Source organism: Neobacillus niacini (assembly GCF_000759675.1).
GTDB lineage: Bacteria > Bacillota > Bacilli > Bacillales > Cytobacillaceae > Neobacillus > Neobacillus niacini_A.
In genome coordinates this window covers 1-15851 of the sequence record NZ_BAWM01000029.1, presented here as the reverse complement: position 1 = coordinate 15851, position 15851 = coordinate 1, and the positions used below count along the sequence as shown (strand labels likewise).

The window sequence follows — 15851 nt, the reverse complement described above, 5'->3', positions numbered from 1 at the left end:
GTTAAGCTTCTCAGCGCCGATGGTAGTTGGGACTTTGTCCCTGTGAGAGTAGGACGTTGCCAGGCAAACGAAGCACAACCTGATTAGGGTTGTGCTTTTTTGTATTGTCTGTAAGGACAATAGAAGGAAGAATATATGAAATATGGAGAACCGTGCCCATGTATCGGCATTTTTAAAGAAAAGGGTAACGATAAGAGGCTAATCGTGCCCGTGCGGCGGCATTTTTAAAGAAAAGGGTAACGATAAGAGGCTAATCGTGCCCGTGCAGAGCCACTTTAAAAGAAAAGGGTAACGATTATCCCTTACTCATGACTATGAAGTTACTTTTTCTTAAAATACTAACTCATCAAATACTCATAAATTAAAAATGGTCCTTTCTGCAGTGTGATATCCAAAAAGGTTTTAATAAATGGGTAATCACGATTGGGCATCATTTTCGTTAATTCACTCCACCACTCCGTTTCATATCTCGCAATCATACTTAGGTTATAAAGCAACAGATAATGAACCATCAGTTCAGGAAACAGGAATAAATTCTCCTTCTTAAGCGGTAGCACATAAGAACTACTTTCTAAATTAAATTTAATCGGTGATATTCCTGTAAATGAGCTTTTATTAATTTGAAACATAAGACCTTCACTTGAAAATTCTATTTGATTTCCCGATTTTGTTGTAAGAAACTCCTTTAATCTATCCTCTGTCATATGATAATGATCTAATATTTTTTCTGGTACTACCAATTGCCCGTGCTGAGTGTAAATGGGCGTAAATGTGCTTTTCGACTCATGAACCATAAATAAGTCATCCAGTTCAGGAATGAGCTCAAGCAGCTCTTCCATCGTAATTTTATCGCCTTCCAATTGTTTCATGTGAAACATTTTTTCCGACAAAAAGGGAAAAAGTCCATTTTTTTGAAATTTAACTTCATCTTGGAAAAATTGATAGTTTTGCTTTTTTCTTTTCCTTGTTGAAACACCGTGTGCTAAGACGGAGGTCGTTTCCGGATAAGCTGGATCAACCGTTAATATACATGCTTTAATTAAATGTACAAGACCATAAAAAAGAAGGATGGGTTTTAAGATAAGCGGAGCATTTTCTGCTTGTTGGTAATAAATTTGCCCATGCTCGAGATAATAGAGAAAGGCATAACAGTTTTCATAGCTTTTTTGTTCAGGGTTATCAATGTTCCACTTTTTATAATTGTTTTTTAAATATAACTGGCAATACTCTGCAGAAAAAAAACTTGCATAGCTTTTCCAGCCTTTATAGTCTGCTGCCAATGTAAATCACCTTTTTCAGAAAAATTAGACTAAATCGTTCTCCTTGACAGTATTTTGTCCAATTGATAACCTACAATTAAAAAATTTTTTCTGGAGGCCATAAAAATGTGGGAGAGTAAATTTTCAAAAGAAGGTTTAACGTTTGATGATGTCTTATTAATTCCTGGTAAATCGGAAGTACTGCCGCGTGATGTAAGTCTTCAAGTAGAATTATCGCCTAAGGTGAAATTAAACATCCCAATTATTAGTGCAGGGATGGATACCGTAACAGAAGCTGAAATGGCAATTTCAATGGCTCGCCAAGGTGGCTTAGGTATTATCCATAAAAATATGACGATTGAACAGCAAGCTGAACAGGTTGAGAAAGTAAAGAGGTCAGAGAGCGGGGTCATTACTGATCCATTTTTCCTCACTCCAGAACATCAGGTATTCGATGCCGAGCATTTAATGGGTAAATACCGAATCTCAGGTGTACCGATTGTCAATAATCTTGATGAGCAAAAACTTGTAGGGATTATCACCAATCGCGATTTACGTTTTATTCAAGATTACTCTTTTAAAATCTCAGATGTTATGACAAAAGAAAATCTCGTCACGGCTCCAGTAGGAACCACATTAAAAGAGGCTGAAAAACTCCTTCAAAAATATAAGATAGAAAAGCTCCCACTTGTGGATAATCAAGGTGTGTTAAAAGGATTAATAACCATAAAGGATATTGAAAAAGTAATTGAGTTTCCAAACTCTGCAAAAGATACGCAGGGTCGGTTATTAGCTGGTGCAGCAGTCGGAGTAACAAAGGATACCATGCTGCGGATTGAAAAACTGGTAAAAGCGAATGTGGATGTCATTGTTGTCGATACAGCACATGGACATTCAAAGGGTGTGCTTGATACAGTTAAGGAAATAAGGGGTCAATATCCTGATTTAACAATCATCGCTGGTAATGTGGCTACTGGTGAAGCAACAAAGGATTTGATTGAGGCTGGTGCGGATGTCGTTAAGGTTGGAATTGGGCCAGGATCCATTTGTACTACACGAGTAGTAGCGGGTGTAGGCGTGCCACAAATTACTGCTGTTTATGATTGCGCTACAGAGGCTAGGAAGCATGGTAAGACCATTATTGCAGATGGCGGTATTAAATATTCAGGAGACATCGTTAAGGCACTAGCTGCAGGCGGTCACGCCGTTATGCTAGGAAGTATGCTGGCGGGTGTAACAGAAAGTCCAGGAGAGACTGAAATTTTCCAAGGACGCCGCTTTAAGGTTTATCGTGGTATGGGTTCTGTAGCAGCAATGGAAAAGGGTTCAAAGGATCGTTATTTCCAGGAAGATAATAAGAAGTTTGTTCCCGAAGGAATTGAAGGTCGCTTACCATATAAAGGACCATTAGCTGAAACGATTTACCAATTAATCGGAGGTTTACGTTCTGGGATGGGCTATTGCGGAACAAAAGACCTAGAAGAGTTAAGAAACAATGCACAATTTATTAAAATGACAGGTGCGGGATTAAGAGAAAGCCATCCTCACGATGTCCAAATCACAAAAGAAGCACCAAATTACTCATTATCTTAATAAGAAAAACAGAGAAGTGCTGACTTCTCTGTCTTTTTTTTGTAAAAAGATAGGCATATACTCTGTCTATGATTTGGGACCCAGTTATGTTAAAATAATCAAAGTGTATTAAATCGTTGGAGGGCGTTATCGTGAACAAACTTTTTTATCGTAAACTTTTTGCCAGCTCCTTGGCAATGATTATGTTTTTTAGCCTATTTACTGGCATAAATAAAGCAGATGCAGAAACTGTGGGATTAGATGTAAATGCATCTGGAGCTATATTGGTGGATGCAGATACGGGCATGATTCTTTATGAAAAGAATTCTGATACTGCTCTCGGAATTGCAAGTATGACCAAAATGATGACAGAATATTTACTTTTAGAAGCAGTAAAAGAAGGTAAGGTGAAGTGGGATCAAGAGTACGTTGTTTCTCCCGAACTTTCTAAAATGTCTCATGACGATAGTTTAAGTAACGTTTATTTGCGTGTTGAAGCAAAGTATAAGGTAGAAGATCTATATGCGGCGATGGCGATTGAATCTGCTAATGCTGCTACCATGGCAATTGCTGAAATTGTTGGAGGAACCGAGGCAAAATTTGTAGAAATGATGAATAAAAAAGCAGCGGAACTTGGCCTGAAAACGTATAAATTTGTAAACTCTTCAGGTTTAAATAATCGTGATATATTAAAGCACTTTCCTGAAGTAGTTGGTGACCCTGATGAGGAAAATATCATGTCTGCGAAGGATGTAGCAGCCTTAGCATCTCACTTATTACATGATTTCCCAGAGGTATTGAAAACATCAAGTATACCTGAAAAGATTTTTGCAAAGGGTACGGAAGATGAATTCGTCATGGACAACTGGAACTGGATGTTAGAAGGATATGAAGAACTTGCAGCTGATTACCCGAATTATCAACAATTTGTTTATGATGGTTTGGATGGTTTGAAAACTGGTTCAACTCCTTTTGCAGGATACAACTTTACGGGAACAGCTTCTAGAGACGGTCAAAGATATATATCTGTTGTTATGAATACAAGTTCCCAAACCGAGCGTTTCAAAGAAACAAGAAAGATTCTTGATTTCGCCTTTAATAATTTTAAAAAAGAAGAAATTATTCCAAAGCATTATCAAGTTAAAGGGAAAAAGAATTTACCTGTAATCAAAGGTAAAGAAGATCAAGTAAAAATTTATACAAAAGACGCCATAAATATGGTTGTTAAAAATAGTGAGAAGGATAATTATAAATCTGTTTTAACAATTGATGAAAAGAAGGTTAATAAACAAGGCGAACTTATTGCACCTATTAAAAAGGGTGAAAAAGTTGGAACTTTAATCATTCATCCTAAAGAGGCTGGAAATTTAGGGTTTATAACAGAAAAGGGTCAGAACAATATTTCAGTTGACGTCATTGCGGCTGAAGATGTTGAGAAGGCAAATTGGTTCGTTTTAATGATGAGGGGAATCGGCGGGTTCTTTGGAGATCTTTGGGGAGGCATTTCTTCAACTGTTAAAGGTTGGTTTTAATAGTTAGGGAATATTTAACAAAAGGATTCTTGTCTTGACAGGAATCCTTTTTTGTTGCTTTAATGTTTTTAAGGGAACAATAATACCGACTGAATTAATATTATTTCCTAAATGTATAGATCAATTTTCTGCAATATTTTAAAAGTACATATCAAGGGGGATTTATCATGAAGACAGGTACAGACCGAGTGAAACGTGGAATGGCTGAAATGCAGAAGGGCGGCGTCATTATGGACGTTGTTAATGCAGAGCAGGCAAGAATCGCTGAAGAGGCTGGTGCAGTGGCGGTAATGGCTCTAGAGCGTGTGCCATCTGACATTCGTGCAGCTGGCGGTGTAGCTAGAATGGCTGACCCAAGGATTATTGAAGAAGTACTAAATGCAGTATCAATCCCTGTAATGGCGAAGGCAAGAATTGGCCATATTGTAGAAGCACGTGTGCTTGAAGCAATGGGTGTTGACTATATTGATGAGAGTGAAGTATTAACTCCTGCGGATGAAGAGTATCATTTATATAAAAGTGACTTTACAGTTCCGTTTGTTTGCGGCTGCCGTGACCTTGGTGAGGCTGCCCGCAGGATTGGTGAAGGCGCTTCAATGCTTCGTACGAAAGGTGAGCCTGGAACAGGGAATATCGTTGAGGCAGTGCGCCATATGCGTAAGGTGAACGGTCAGGTTCGTAAAGTAGTAGGAATGAATGAAGATGAACTCATGACAGAAGCGAAACTATTAGGAGCACCATTTGAATTACTTCTTGAAATTAAGCGTCTTGGACATCTTCCAGTTGTTAACTTTGCAGCTGGCGGTGTAGCAACACCTGCTGACGCGGCATTGATGATGCAGTTAGGTGCGGATGGAGTATTTGTAGGTTCAGGTATCTTTAAATCAGAGAATCCTGCTAAGTTTGCAAGAGCCATTGTTGAAGCGACTACTCATTACCAAGACTACAAATTGATTGCTGAGCTTTCTAAGGACCTAGGAACACCAATGAAAGGTATTGAAATTTCTTCACTAGCTCCTGAAGCACGCATGCAGGATAGAGGTTGGTAATTAGAAAAGCGTAAGCGCCTTGGTCAGCCCCGTCAGGCATAAGACAGGCGGTGCTGAAGGCGCTTTTTGCCTTCTGTAACGAATGGCTTATGACCCCGAGGGGCTAGGCGCTGGAGCTCGACAGTTCTCAAAGTTTGAAAACCTAAAGGAGTCTTTAATATATGGTTAAAATAGGAGTACTTGCTCTACAGGGTGCTGTTCGCGAACATATACGTTCTGTAGAAGAATGTGGTGCAGAGGGAATCGCCATTAAGAAAGTGGAAGAGTTAAAAGAAGTAGATGGCTTAATCCTTCCTGGCGGTGAAAGCACTGCAATGAGACGCTTGATAGATAAATATAACTTTATGGATGCTTTAAAGGAATTTGCGGCTGAAGGTAAACCTATGTTCGGTACATGTGCAGGTCTTATTTTATTAGCCAAAAACCTAGTTGGCCATGAGCCGCATATCGGTGTGATGGACATTACGGTTGAACGTAATTCCTTTGGACGCCAAGTAGACAGCTTCGAGGCAGACCTCGCGATAAAGGATGTAGCTGACAGCTTCCCTGCAGTCTTTATCCGTGCACCGCACATCGTTGAGGCTGGATCAGAAGTTGAGATCCTTTCAAAGCATAATGACAGAATTGTTGCTGCTCGGGAAGGTCAATATCTCGGCTGTTCCTTCCATCCAGAATTAACAGATAACCATGACCTTACGGCTTACTTTGTTGAGATGGTAAAGGAAGTAAAAGCAAAACAATTGGTATAATTTGATTGCATTTGGTGGATAATTATAGTAAATTAAGATTCAAATAAAAAGAAAAGCGAAAGCGCCTAGGCGCTGGACAAATGAATAATGTAAAAGCAATGAGAGGAACTAGTAACAGGAAGTTCATTCTAAAGAGAGCCGGTGGCTGGTGTGAATCGGTGTTTGAAGCTTGTGAATCCCTCCTCGAGCAAGGTGCGGAACACCCTATAAGGGTCAGTAAGTACTTTCGGTAAAAACCGTTAATTTTTTTCGAGGTGGACAGACTATATCTGTCAACCAGGGTGGTAACGCGGGTAACTCTCGTCCCTGTTTTTGGGGACGGGAGTTTTTTATTTTATTTTTAGGCTGTGTTAAAGCTTATTGTTAATTTTGCAACTCTGTTGATTGGAGCGGAAGGCACGAAGACTCCTGCGGGAGACCCCGCAGGCGCTTAAGCGCCGAGGAGGCTCCCCGTACTGCCCGCGGAAAGCGAAGTGCCTGGAGCGTAAAACAACAGACAAATTTAACACAGCTATTTATTAAAAGGAGTGTCAATAAATGCTAGATATTAAAGTATTACGAGCTAATTTTGCAGAGGTAAAGGAAAAGCTTCAGCATCGTGGGGAGGACCTTACAGACCTTGGGAAATTCGAGGACTTAGATCAGCGCAGACGTGATTTAATCGTTGAGGCTGAACAATTGAAAAGCAAGCGGAATGAGGTTTCTCAGCAGGTAGCTGCTTTAAAGCGTGAAAAAGCAGATGCAGACCATCTCATTGTAGAAATGCGTGAGGTTGGCGACAGGATTAAAGTATTGGATGAGGAGCTCCGCAGTGTGGAGGAAACGCTCGACTTGTTGTTAATGAGCATTCCGAATATTCCACATGAAAGTGTGCCAATTGGTGAAACTGAGGATGAAAATATAGAAATTAGAAAATGGGGTAATGTTCGTGACTTCGAATTTGAGGCGAAGCCACACTGGGATGTAGCAGATCAGTTAGGAATTCTTGACTTTGAACGTGCGGGCAAAGTTACAGGCAGCCGTTTTGTATTTTACAAAGGTCTCGGGGCTCGCTTAGAGCGTGCACTGATGAACTTTATGCTTGATCTGCATGTAGATGAGCATGGCTATAAAGAAATTTTACCGCCGTATATGGTAAACCGTGCGAGCATGACTGGAACAGGTCAACTGCCTAAATTCGAAGAAGACGCGTTTTTAATTGAAAATGAAGATTATTTCTTGATTCCAACAGCAGAGGTGCCTGTCACCAACCTCCACCGCGATGAAATTTTAAGTGGGGATGAGCTTCCAATCCGCTTTGCGGCTTACAGTGCATGCTTCCGTTCTGAAGCTGGTTCTGCAGGGCGGGACACTCGAGGATTAATTCGTCAACATCAATTCAATAAAGTAGAGCTTGTGAAGTTTGTTAAGCCAGAAGACTCTTATGAGGAGCTTGAGAAGCTGACCAGTGATGCAGAGCGAGTACTGCAATTACTTGAATTACCTTATCGTGTGTTGAGTATGTGTACGGGTGACCTTGGCTTTACGGCCGCTAAAAAGTACGATATAGAGGTATGGATCCCGAGCTACGGGACTTACCGTGAGATTTCTTCTTGCAGTAACTTCGAGGCATTCCAAGCCCGCCGAGCCAATATCCGCTTCCGACGTGACACGAAAGCAAAACCAGAACATGTTCATACATTAAACGGATCTGGGCTTGCTATTGGCAGAACGGTTGCTGCAATTTTGGAAAATTATCAGCAGGTTGATGGCAGTGTTGTTATCCCTAAGGTGTTACGTCCATACATGGGGAATAAAGAAGTTATTGTGCCAGAATAATATCAAATAAACTTTTTTCAATATTGTGTTGACATGAATAGATTACTGTGTTAATCTATATCTTGTCGATACGGAGGAATACCCAAGTCTGGCTGAAGGGATCGGTCTTGAAAACCGACAGGCGGGTCAAACCGCGCGGGGGTTCGAATCCCTCTTCCTCCTCCATTAATTTTAACAATAATCGCGCATAAAACTGGAGATAAAACCGTCCAAGCAATTGGACGGTTTTTTTTTATAGGTTAAAAAAACACATATTGGATTAACCAATATGTGCCTTTGTTATATTTAAGATTTCTTTTAGTCGCTCATCCACTTCACGGCATACTCGTAACGCGTCTTCTTGGCGTTTTACAACATCCGTATGATCCATGTCAATAATCAAGACATGGCTTGCGTTATAGTGATTAATTACCCAATCATCATAACCCTTCCAAACTTCAAAGTAATATTCCTTCAGTTCAGGGTTTATTTCAAAGCTTCTGCCGCGTGCCATGATTCGATCAATGACCGTTTCAAAGGAACCTTTTAAATAAACCATTAAATCAGGTGCTTTTTTTGGCAGCTCATTTAATTCTTCCATCATGTTTTCAACAAGATCTTCATATATTTTAAATTCAAGGTCAGAAATTCTGCCAAGATTTTTATTTACATAGGCAAAGTACCAATCTTCATAAATGGAGCGGTCCTGAATGGTGTAAATTGGTTCATTCCAGCTCACGCAATCTTTCACCGTTTTAAAGCGTTTGTTTAAGAAAAACAATTGTAAGAGGAATGGGATTCTTCTAGCATCTAATTCTTCTGGAGTCAGTTCATAATAGAGTGGAAGAATTGGATTATTATCAACAGTCTCATAAAAAACCTTGCTCTCAATTCCACTTTTTTGAAAATGTGCATTTAATGTATCAGCTACACTTGTCTTACCAAGACCTATCATACCACCAATAACGATACTCACTTACATCCCCCAATTCTTATCGTGTGTTTGTCGTGCTGCTTTTCTTTAATGAGCCTATAAGCGTTTCAATAATAAAATTAAAATCATCTTCATTTTTAACAAAATCTAATTCATCACCATTAAAGCGTAGAACAGGAATTTCTGGGTGTGATTGCTCAAAGCGCGTTATGGTTTGTTCATAGTCAATCGATAGCTGTTCTAAATATAAGGGACTGATATTTTTCTCTAACTCGCGTCCTCTTATTTTAATGCGCTTTAGAAGCGTATCAAGACTTGCATTAAGATAAATAATAACATTCGGCTTTGGCATGTCTTCCGTTAGGAGCTGATATATTTTATAGTATTTTTGATATTCATCGGGGTTTAAAGTCCTCTGGGCAAAAATTAAGTTCTTTAAAATATGATAATCTGCTACAACAGCCTGACTTTTACTTAAGTAGTGGGTATTAATATCCCCTAATTGCTTATAGCGATTGCAAAGAAAAAACATTTCCGTTTGGAAACTCCACTCTTCAATATTGTCATAAAATTTCCCCAAAAATGGATTCTCATCAACAATCTCTTTTAATAAAGCAAAATTGAATTGATCTGAAATGGCTTTTGCGAGAGATGTCTTACCTACACCAATCGGCCCTTCAACGGTAATAAAGGGAGTATACCCCATTGCATGTCCTCCTTCTCCAACTGCCTACAATTTCTATGTTTAACCAGCAATAGACTGGTACTTTTTATCTATAGTTCTGAATGGAACAAATAATATATTATCATAATCTGACACAGGAAGGGATATGGAAATTGTTGAAGAAGAAATTTTAATGTCGATTATATGAAAAAACTGCCGAAAAACGGCAGTTCATGTCATGAAAAAATATTAGCTTCTTTTTACCACATTGAAATTCTCGACAATTAACAGCCAATTTTGTGGGAATGACAAGCCAAGCTTCCAATAACTCATCCCTCTAATATTCAGTTCCTTAATTAAATTAAATTTAGCTTGTATCGAGCGGGCATCCTCAAACCAAACTTCATGCCGCTTGCCGTCTTCAGCAGTATATCGGAAGAAAGGAGCCTGTGCCTTTGAATCATACTGAATAGGAACCTTGTATTTAGCTGCAAGTTCAATCGCTTGCTGTGGACTAACTGCTTTTGCTACTGAGCCTTGAACAAATGGAAGTGTCCAGTCGTATCCATATAGGTTCTGTCCCATCATGATTTTATTCGGCGGCATTTCCGTTATCGCATATTCAATTACTTTTCGAACCTGATCGATGGGGGAAACAGCCATTGCTGGACCGCCACTGTAGCCCCACTCGTAGGTCATAATAACAACAAAATCTGCAATTTGACCATGTGCACGATAATCATGTCCTTCATACCATTTCCCTTTTTGTGTAGCACTAGTTTTAGGGGCGAGGGCTGTTGACATTAACCAGCCTTCTCTTTGAAATCTGGCCTTTGCTTTTCGTAAAAATTGGTTATAGGCTTCACGGTCCGCTGGCCGTAAAAATTCAAAATCGAAATGAATATCGCGAAACCCATATTTCTTTGCAGTAGCAACGATATTATTTAAGAATCTATCTTGAATCGGGATATCGTTAAGTAAAATACGACCTAATTCATCACTAAATTGATCATTTTCTTGGTTAGTGATAACCATCATTAAAACATTTCGATTTGCTCTCGCGATGGCCGGGAAATTATTTAACAAGGGTTCCTTTAAAGAACCATCACGGAGAGCTTGAAAGCTAAATGGGGCCAGGTAGGTTAAATAGGGTGCTGCTTCCCGTGCGCTTGATTCTAAAATAGGTGCAACACTAGTGCCTCGAGGTTCCACGTAAGCATTAAATTCTCCTCTTCTTTTTGGAGCCGGCGGTATATAAAGACGAAAGCCCACATAGAGTTGTTGATTAAGCGAAATACGATTAACTGAGGCAATTTGTTGATAAGGTACACCCGTTTTTTGCCCTATCGACCATAGATTGTCTCCTGGCTGTACATAATAAAAACTGCCCACGATCGGAATCACCATTGCTTGACCGACGACAAGATTATTTGGATTAGGGATGTCATTTGCTTCAATAATATCATTCACTGTTGTATTGTAGGCCCTCGCAATGGTCGTTAATGTTTCGTTACTTTTCACAACATGAATTTGCATATTCTTCCCCTCCTAAGCAAGAACGCTACCTCTATTCTATGAGTGAGATTATGGATTCATGATATAATGGGGAAAAATATCAATAGTATGCGTGCAAATGATCATATAAGGCGGTAACTCTCATGACTATAGATGAATTTTCAGATGAATATTATATGAAAGAAGCCATAAAGGAAGCGAGAAAGGCAGAAGTGCTCTTAGAGGTGCCTATCGGAGCAATCATCGTTATAGATGGGAAAATTATTTCCCGAGCACATAATTTACGAGAAAGTAAACAAAGTGCGGTTGCCCATGCAGAACTATTGGCTATTGAACAAGCATGTCAAGAAACTGGATCATGGCGGCTGGAGAACGCTACCTTGTTTGTAACTCTTGAACCCTGCGCGATGTGCTCGGGTGCGATTATCTTATCAAGGGTCAAGAGAGTTGTTTATGGTGCTGCAGATCCAAAGGGAGGCTGCGCAGGGACTTTTATGAACCTCTTACAGGATGAGCGGTTTAATCATCAAAGTGAAGTAACGAGCGGTGTACTGGAAACTGAGTGTGGTCAGTTACTATCAGACTTCTTTCGTCAGCTTCGAGAAAAAAGAAAGATAGTAAAAAAACAATCCTTACAGTAATTTACAATTGATAAAGATTGATTTTTTTCTCGAAAGTTAGTATACTAAAAAAGCGTCAGATAAAGACGCCTTAAAAATTGTTATCAACTTTGCCGTGCTAGGTGGGGAGGTAGCGGTGCCCTGTACTCGCAATCCGCTCTAGCGAGGCTGAATCCCTTCCCGAGGCTGGTATCCTGTAGGGTCCGCCTTAAGTAAGTGGTGTTGACGCCCGGGTCCTGCGCAATGGGAATCCATGAACCATGTCAGGTCCGGAAGGAAGCAGCATTAAGTGGAAGCTCCCATGTGCCGCAGGGTGGCCTGGGCCGAGCTAACTGCTTAAGCAGCGCCTATGGGTGCGGAGTCGACGGAAGGTGCACGGCAGTTTATAATGTAAAAACAACTCATCTCAAATACGAGATGAGTTTTTTTGTATTCTCTTTGATAAATAGAAAAAAGATAAGTTATAATGGTTAGGATAGAATTTTAGAAGGGGGCGATGTTTTTGGCTTATCAGGCTTTATATCGTGTTTGGCGTCCTCAGCAATTTATTGATGTAGTAGGACAAGAACATGTAACGAAAACATTGCAAAACGCCCTACTTCAACAAAAAATTTCCCATGCATATCTATTTAACGGGCCGCGAGGAACAGGTAAAACAAGTGCAGCAAAAATCTTGGCTAAAGCAGTAAATTGTGAACGAGCACCAATTTCTGAACCCTGCAATGAATGTGCTGCCTGCAAGGGGATTACCGATGGAACGATATCAGATGTGCTTGAATTTGACGCAGCATCAAACTCCAGAGTGGAAGAAATGCGAGATGTTCTTGATAAAGTAAAGTTCGCTCCAACCGCTGTTAACTACAAGGTCTATATTATTGATGAAGTGCATATGCTATCAATTAGTGCCTTTAATGCGTTGTTAAAAACGTTGGAGGAGCCGCCAAAGCATGTTATCTTCATTTTAGCCACGACCGAGCCGCATAAAATACCCTTAACGATTATCTCTAGGTGTCAACGTTTCGATTTTAGACGGATTACAGCACAATCAATAGTAAATCGAATGAAATTAATCGTCGAAGAAACAGGTGTTGATTGTGAAGAAGACGCCTTAAAAATGATTGCTAGAGCAGCTGAGGGTGGTATGCGTGACGCATTAAGTCTTTTAGACCAAGCTATTTCTTTTAGTCAGGACCGTGTAACTGTTGAAGATGCATTAACGGTCACAGGTTCAGTTTCTCAAGGATTTTTAAACAAGCTTGCAAAAGCTGTTTTGGAAAAGGATGTAGCCAGTGGATTAGAAGCATTAGAGGAATTATTGTTTCACGGGAAAGACCCATCAAGATTTATTGAGGACTTTATATTATATTATCGAGACATGCTGCTTTACAAAACAGCACCAAACCTTGAGGAGTCATTAGATAGAGTCTTGCTAGATGAGGAGTTCCGTCAAATTGCTGAGGCTGTTCCATATGATCAGATTTATCAGCTCATTGATTTGTTAAATAAAACCCAACAAGATATGCGGTGGACCAACCATCCGAGAATCTTTCTAGAAGTTGCGATTGTTAAGCTATGCCAAACGGAAGGTAAGCAGATAGAACAAATGCCTACTGGACAAATGTCTCAGCTGCTTACAAAAATTAATCAGCTTGAGGAAGAACTACAACAGTTAAAAGCACATGGTGCAGTCGTTGTTCAAGAAGCAGCACCACAGACAACACAAAAACCTGCACAAAGAAGTTCCAGAAAAGGATTCCAGCCTGCAGTTGGAAGAATAAATGAAGTATTAAAGAATGCAACAAAGAATGACTTAAATCAAATTAAAAGCAAATGGGGCGAAATGAGAGGAAGATTAATGAAATCTCATGCAGCACTTTTGAACGAAGCAGAACCAGTCGCTGCTTCAGCCGATGCTTTTATTTTAAAATTTAAACATGAAATTCACTGTCAAATGGCAATGGATAATAATCGTTTTATCGAGACGATTACTATCGCTCTACAAGAATTAACAGGAAATCGATATCTCGTGCTTGGTGTACCCGAAGAGCAATGGTTATCCATTCGAGAAAACTTTTTAAGCACACAGCATCATGTCGAAGGAGAAGCTCCTGGGAATAAACAAGAAGAAGATCCGCATATAGCGGAGGCAAAAAACTTGTTTGGTGCTGAGTTTGTAGAAATAATTGACTAATTAATTGGAGGTTGAAGGAAATATGCGTGGTGGAATGGGTAATATGCAAAATATGATGAAACAAATGCAAAAGATGCAAAAGAAAATGGCTGAAGCACAAGAAGAATTAGGACAGCAAAAGATTGAAGGAACTGCAGGCGGCGGTATGGTGACTGTCATTGTAACAGGACACAAAGAAGTGGTAGACGTACAAATCAAACCTGAAGCAGTGGATCCTGACGACATCGAAATGCTTCAAGATCTTGTCTTAGCGGCAACGAACGATGCGCTTAAAAAGGTAGAAGAGCTCACAAACAATACGATGGGCCAATTTACAAAAGGAATGAATCTGCCTTTTTAATAATGAAGATCCAGCATATGCGCCTTTTGGAAAGGCGCATATGCTTTTCTAGGAGAGGAATAATATATAATGCACTATCCAGAACCGATTTCTAAATTGATTGACAGCTTTATGAAGCTGCCTGGTATCGGACCCAAAACGGCTGCACGTTTGGCTTTTTATGTATTAAGTATGAAAGAAGATACTGTGCTGGATTTTGCCAAGGCGCTTGTAAATGCCAAACGGAATTTAACCTATTGTTCTGTCTGTGGTCATATTACAGATCAGGATCCATGTTATATATGTGAAGATCAACGTCGAGATAAGAGTACCATTTGCGTTGTCCAAGATCCAAAGGATGTCATTGCCATGGAGAAAATGAAGGAATTCAATGGAATGTACCATGTCTTGCATGGTTCTATTTCACCCATGGATGGAATAGGTCCTGAAGATATAAATATTCCTGACTTATTAAAGCGTCTCCACGATGAAACCGTTCAGGAGGTAATTCTAGCGACGAATCCGAACATCGAAGGAGAGGCAACTGCAATGTATATTTCCCGTTTGCTCAAACCATCAGGGATTAAGGTTACCCGGATTGCTCATGGACTTCCAGTCGGAGGAGATCTTGAATATGCAGATGAAGTTACTTTATCCAAAGCTCTAGAGGGTAGAAGAGAACTTTAACCAGTTTGCAATCTGTTGATTGGAGCGGAAATCAACAGGCAAGTATAACACAGCCTAATGAAAAGCAGAGTACCGGGGGAATAGCGATGTTTTTTCAGCGTAAAGGGTGGCTGCGGAAAGAGTTTGATCAAAAACTTTTAACTCAGTTACAGGAATATAAAGAACATTGGCAGAAACAAAAGCAGTTATTTGATAAAAGTTTTGATCCGTCAGAGGAGGCGATTTGCCAGACAAAAATCGCCCAAGTAAAGTACTTCTTTCTATTAAGAGAAGCAAAAGAAAGAAATGTAAGTATTAAAAGGTAAATATAAAGCTATTCCTATTCAAGGTCTATTTTTTATAACTTGTACATATGTTGTTATAAAAAGAGTTGAAGGGGGATAGCTTTTTGGAACCAATTATAATTATTTCGATATTAGGCGGGCTCATACTTATCCTTTTATTTTCTGGAGCTCCTTTTAAGCCAGCTAGGTTTATTGGTCAAGCTGTTGTAAAGATATTGATTGGTGCACTATTATTATTCTTCTTAAATACAGCGGGTAATAGTTTTGGTATCCATGTACCTATTAATTTTGCTACATCAGCTGTATCAGGTTTTCTTGGAATCCCGGGATTAGTAGCGTTGGCCGCCATCCAAAAATTTATAATCTAGTTTGAAAGTACCGCTGAAAAACAGCGGTTTTTTTATTTTAAAAAACTATTGACCAATCTATTAATGTACTGTAATATATTAAAAGTCGTCACAAACGACAACGCAACACATCAAAAAAAGTTGTTGACTTTAATAACTTGAATATGATATATTAATAAAGTTGCTTTTGAGCGAATGGGTAAAATTGATCTTTGAAAACTAAACAAACAAGAACGTCAACAAACAATTTTTTTAGCTTTTTATAAAAGCTAAGCCAACGTAACTTTTATGAGCTATATCAACTTTCTTGGAGAGTTTGATCCTGGCTCAGG

The 15851-nt window shown here is 39.5% G+C and carries 15 protein-coding genes, 1 tRNA gene, 1 other RNA gene and 1 other annotated feature; of the genes, 13 read left to right on the top strand and 4 right to left on the bottom strand.

Translation table 11 applies throughout. The annotated features are described in order from the left end of the window. Positions 1–338: 338 nt before the first annotated feature. Positions 339–1280: a YaaC family protein gene (locus TR08_RS14670; RefSeq protein WP_045519297.1), complete on the bottom strand. Its 942-nt coding sequence runs from the start codon at positions 1278–1280 to the stop codon at positions 339–341. 105 nt (positions 1281–1385) lie between these two features. On the opposite strand from TR08_RS14670, the gene guaB reads away from it, so the two are divergent. From guaB to TR08_RS14640, 6 genes are all read left to right on the top strand, one after another. Next, entirely contained in the window at positions 1386–2852 is a 1467-nt protein-coding gene (gene guaB, locus TR08_RS14665; RefSeq protein WP_045519296.1) for an IMP dehydrogenase, read from the top strand. A 176-nt stretch (positions 2853–3028) separates the two neighbouring features. After that, positions 3029–4363, top strand: a complete 1335-nt coding sequence (locus TR08_RS14660) for a D-alanyl-D-alanine carboxypeptidase family protein (RefSeq protein ID WP_370576317.1) — start codon at positions 3029–3031, stop codon at positions 4361–4363. Between the two features lie 164 nt (positions 4364–4527). Beyond that, complete coding sequence (pdxS, locus tag TR08_RS14655) at positions 4528–5412, top strand: pyridoxal 5'-phosphate synthase lyase subunit PdxS (RefSeq protein ID WP_202964972.1); 885 nt, start codon at positions 4528–4530, stop codon at positions 5410–5412. Between the two features lie 161 nt (positions 5413–5573). Then, complete coding sequence (pdxT, locus tag TR08_RS14650; RefSeq protein ID WP_045519292.1) at positions 5574–6161, top strand: pyridoxal 5'-phosphate synthase glutaminase subunit PdxT; 588 nt, start codon at positions 5574–5576, stop codon at positions 6159–6161. A gap of 89 nt (positions 6162–6250) precedes the next feature. Further along, positions 6251–6472: a binding site (T-box leader), on the top strand. A gap of 226 nt (positions 6473–6698) precedes the next feature. Continuing rightward, a complete protein-coding gene (gene serS, locus TR08_RS14645; RefSeq protein ID WP_045519291.1) occupies positions 6699–7979 on the top strand; it encodes a serine--tRNA ligase in 1281 nt (426 codons plus the stop codon). A 72-nt stretch (positions 7980–8051) separates the two neighbouring features. Next, positions 8052–8144: transfer RNA gene (locus tag TR08_RS14640), tRNA-Ser, on the top strand. A 94-nt stretch (positions 8145–8238) separates the two neighbouring features. Here the strand turns inward: TR08_RS14640 and TR08_RS14635 are convergent. The 3 genes from TR08_RS14635 to TR08_RS14625 all read right to left on the bottom strand — a co-directional run bounded on the left by TR08_RS14635 (position 8239) and on the right by TR08_RS14625 (position 11092). Next, positions 8239–8934, bottom strand: coding sequence for a deoxynucleoside kinase (locus tag TR08_RS14635; protein ID WP_045519290.1), 696 nt, complete (start codon positions 8932–8934; stop codon positions 8239–8241). A gap of 16 nt (positions 8935–8950) precedes the next feature. Then, positions 8951–9598 (bottom strand): deoxynucleoside kinase, encoded by a 648-nt coding sequence (locus TR08_RS14630; RefSeq protein ID WP_045519289.1) that lies wholly within the window; start codon positions 9596–9598, stop codon positions 8951–8953. Positions 9599–9805: 207 nt separating this feature from the next. After that, on the bottom strand, positions 9806–11092 hold the full coding sequence (locus TR08_RS14625; protein ID WP_045519288.1) for a glycoside hydrolase family 18 protein: 1287 nt from the start codon (positions 11090–11092) through the stop codon (positions 9806–9808). A 122-nt stretch (positions 11093–11214) separates the two neighbouring features. On the opposite strand from TR08_RS14625, the gene tadA reads away from it, so the two are divergent. From tadA to TR08_RS14595, 7 genes are all read left to right on the top strand, one after another. After that, a complete protein-coding gene (gene tadA, locus TR08_RS14620) occupies positions 11215–11712 on the top strand; it encodes a tRNA adenosine(34) deaminase TadA (protein ID WP_045519287.1) in 498 nt (165 codons plus the stop codon). Between the two features lie 92 nt (positions 11713–11804). Continuing rightward, positions 11805–12070: signal recognition particle sRNA large type (gene ffs / locus TR08_RS31045), an RNA gene on the top strand. A 123-nt stretch (positions 12071–12193) separates the two neighbouring features. Continuing rightward, on the top strand, positions 12194–13882 hold the full coding sequence (gene dnaX / locus TR08_RS14615) for a DNA polymerase III subunit gamma/tau (RefSeq protein ID WP_045519286.1): 1689 nt from the start codon (positions 12194–12196) through the stop codon (positions 13880–13882). Positions 13883–13904: 22 nt separating this feature from the next. Continuing rightward, the gene (locus TR08_RS14610) at positions 13905–14222 is read left to right on the top strand and encodes a YbaB/EbfC family nucleoid-associated protein (protein WP_045519285.1); all 318 of its coding nucleotides are present in this window, start codon (positions 13905–13907) and stop codon (positions 14220–14222) included. A gap of 69 nt (positions 14223–14291) precedes the next feature. Then, the gene (recR, locus tag TR08_RS14605) at positions 14292–14888 is read left to right on the top strand and encodes a recombination mediator RecR (protein WP_045519284.1); all 597 of its coding nucleotides are present in this window, start codon (positions 14292–14294) and stop codon (positions 14886–14888) included. 5 nt (positions 14889–14893) lie between these two features. Next, complete coding sequence (locus tag TR08_RS14600) at positions 14894–15193, top strand: YaaL family protein (RefSeq protein ID WP_370576316.1); 300 nt, start codon at positions 14894–14896, stop codon at positions 15191–15193. 83 nt (positions 15194–15276) lie between these two features. Then, on the top strand, positions 15277–15540 hold the full coding sequence (locus TR08_RS14595) for a pro-sigmaK processing inhibitor BofA family protein (RefSeq protein WP_045519283.1): 264 nt from the start codon (positions 15277–15279) through the stop codon (positions 15538–15540). Positions 15541–15851: the final 311 nt, after the last annotated feature.

Coding starts and splice junctions, on each gene's coding strand:
- guaB (WP_045519296.1), top strand. CDS start 1,386: ATGTGGGAGAGTAAATTTTCAAAAGAAGGTTTAACGTTTGATGATGTC.
- TR08_RS14660 (WP_370576317.1), top strand. CDS start 3,029: ATGATTATGTTTTTTAGCCTATTTACTGGCATAAATAAAGCAGATGCA.
- pdxT (WP_045519292.1), top strand. CDS start 5,574: ATGGTTAAAATAGGAGTACTTGCTCTACAGGGTGCTGTTCGCGAACAT.
- serS (WP_045519291.1), top strand. CDS start 6,699: ATGCTAGATATTAAAGTATTACGAGCTAATTTTGCAGAGGTAAAGGAA.
- TR08_RS14630 (WP_045519289.1), bottom strand. CDS start 9,598: ATGGGGTATACTCCCTTTATTACCGTTGAAGGGCCGATTGGTGTAGGT.
- TR08_RS14625 (WP_045519288.1), bottom strand. CDS start 11,092: ATGCAAATTCATGTTGTGAAAAGTAACGAAACATTAACGACCATTGCG.
- tadA (WP_045519287.1), top strand. CDS start 11,215: ATGACTATAGATGAATTTTCAGATGAATATTATATGAAAGAAGCCATA.
- TR08_RS14610 (WP_045519285.1), top strand. CDS start 13,905: ATGCGTGGTGGAATGGGTAATATGCAAAATATGATGAAACAAATGCAA.
- recR (WP_045519284.1), top strand. CDS start 14,292: ATGCACTATCCAGAACCGATTTCTAAATTGATTGACAGCTTTATGAAG.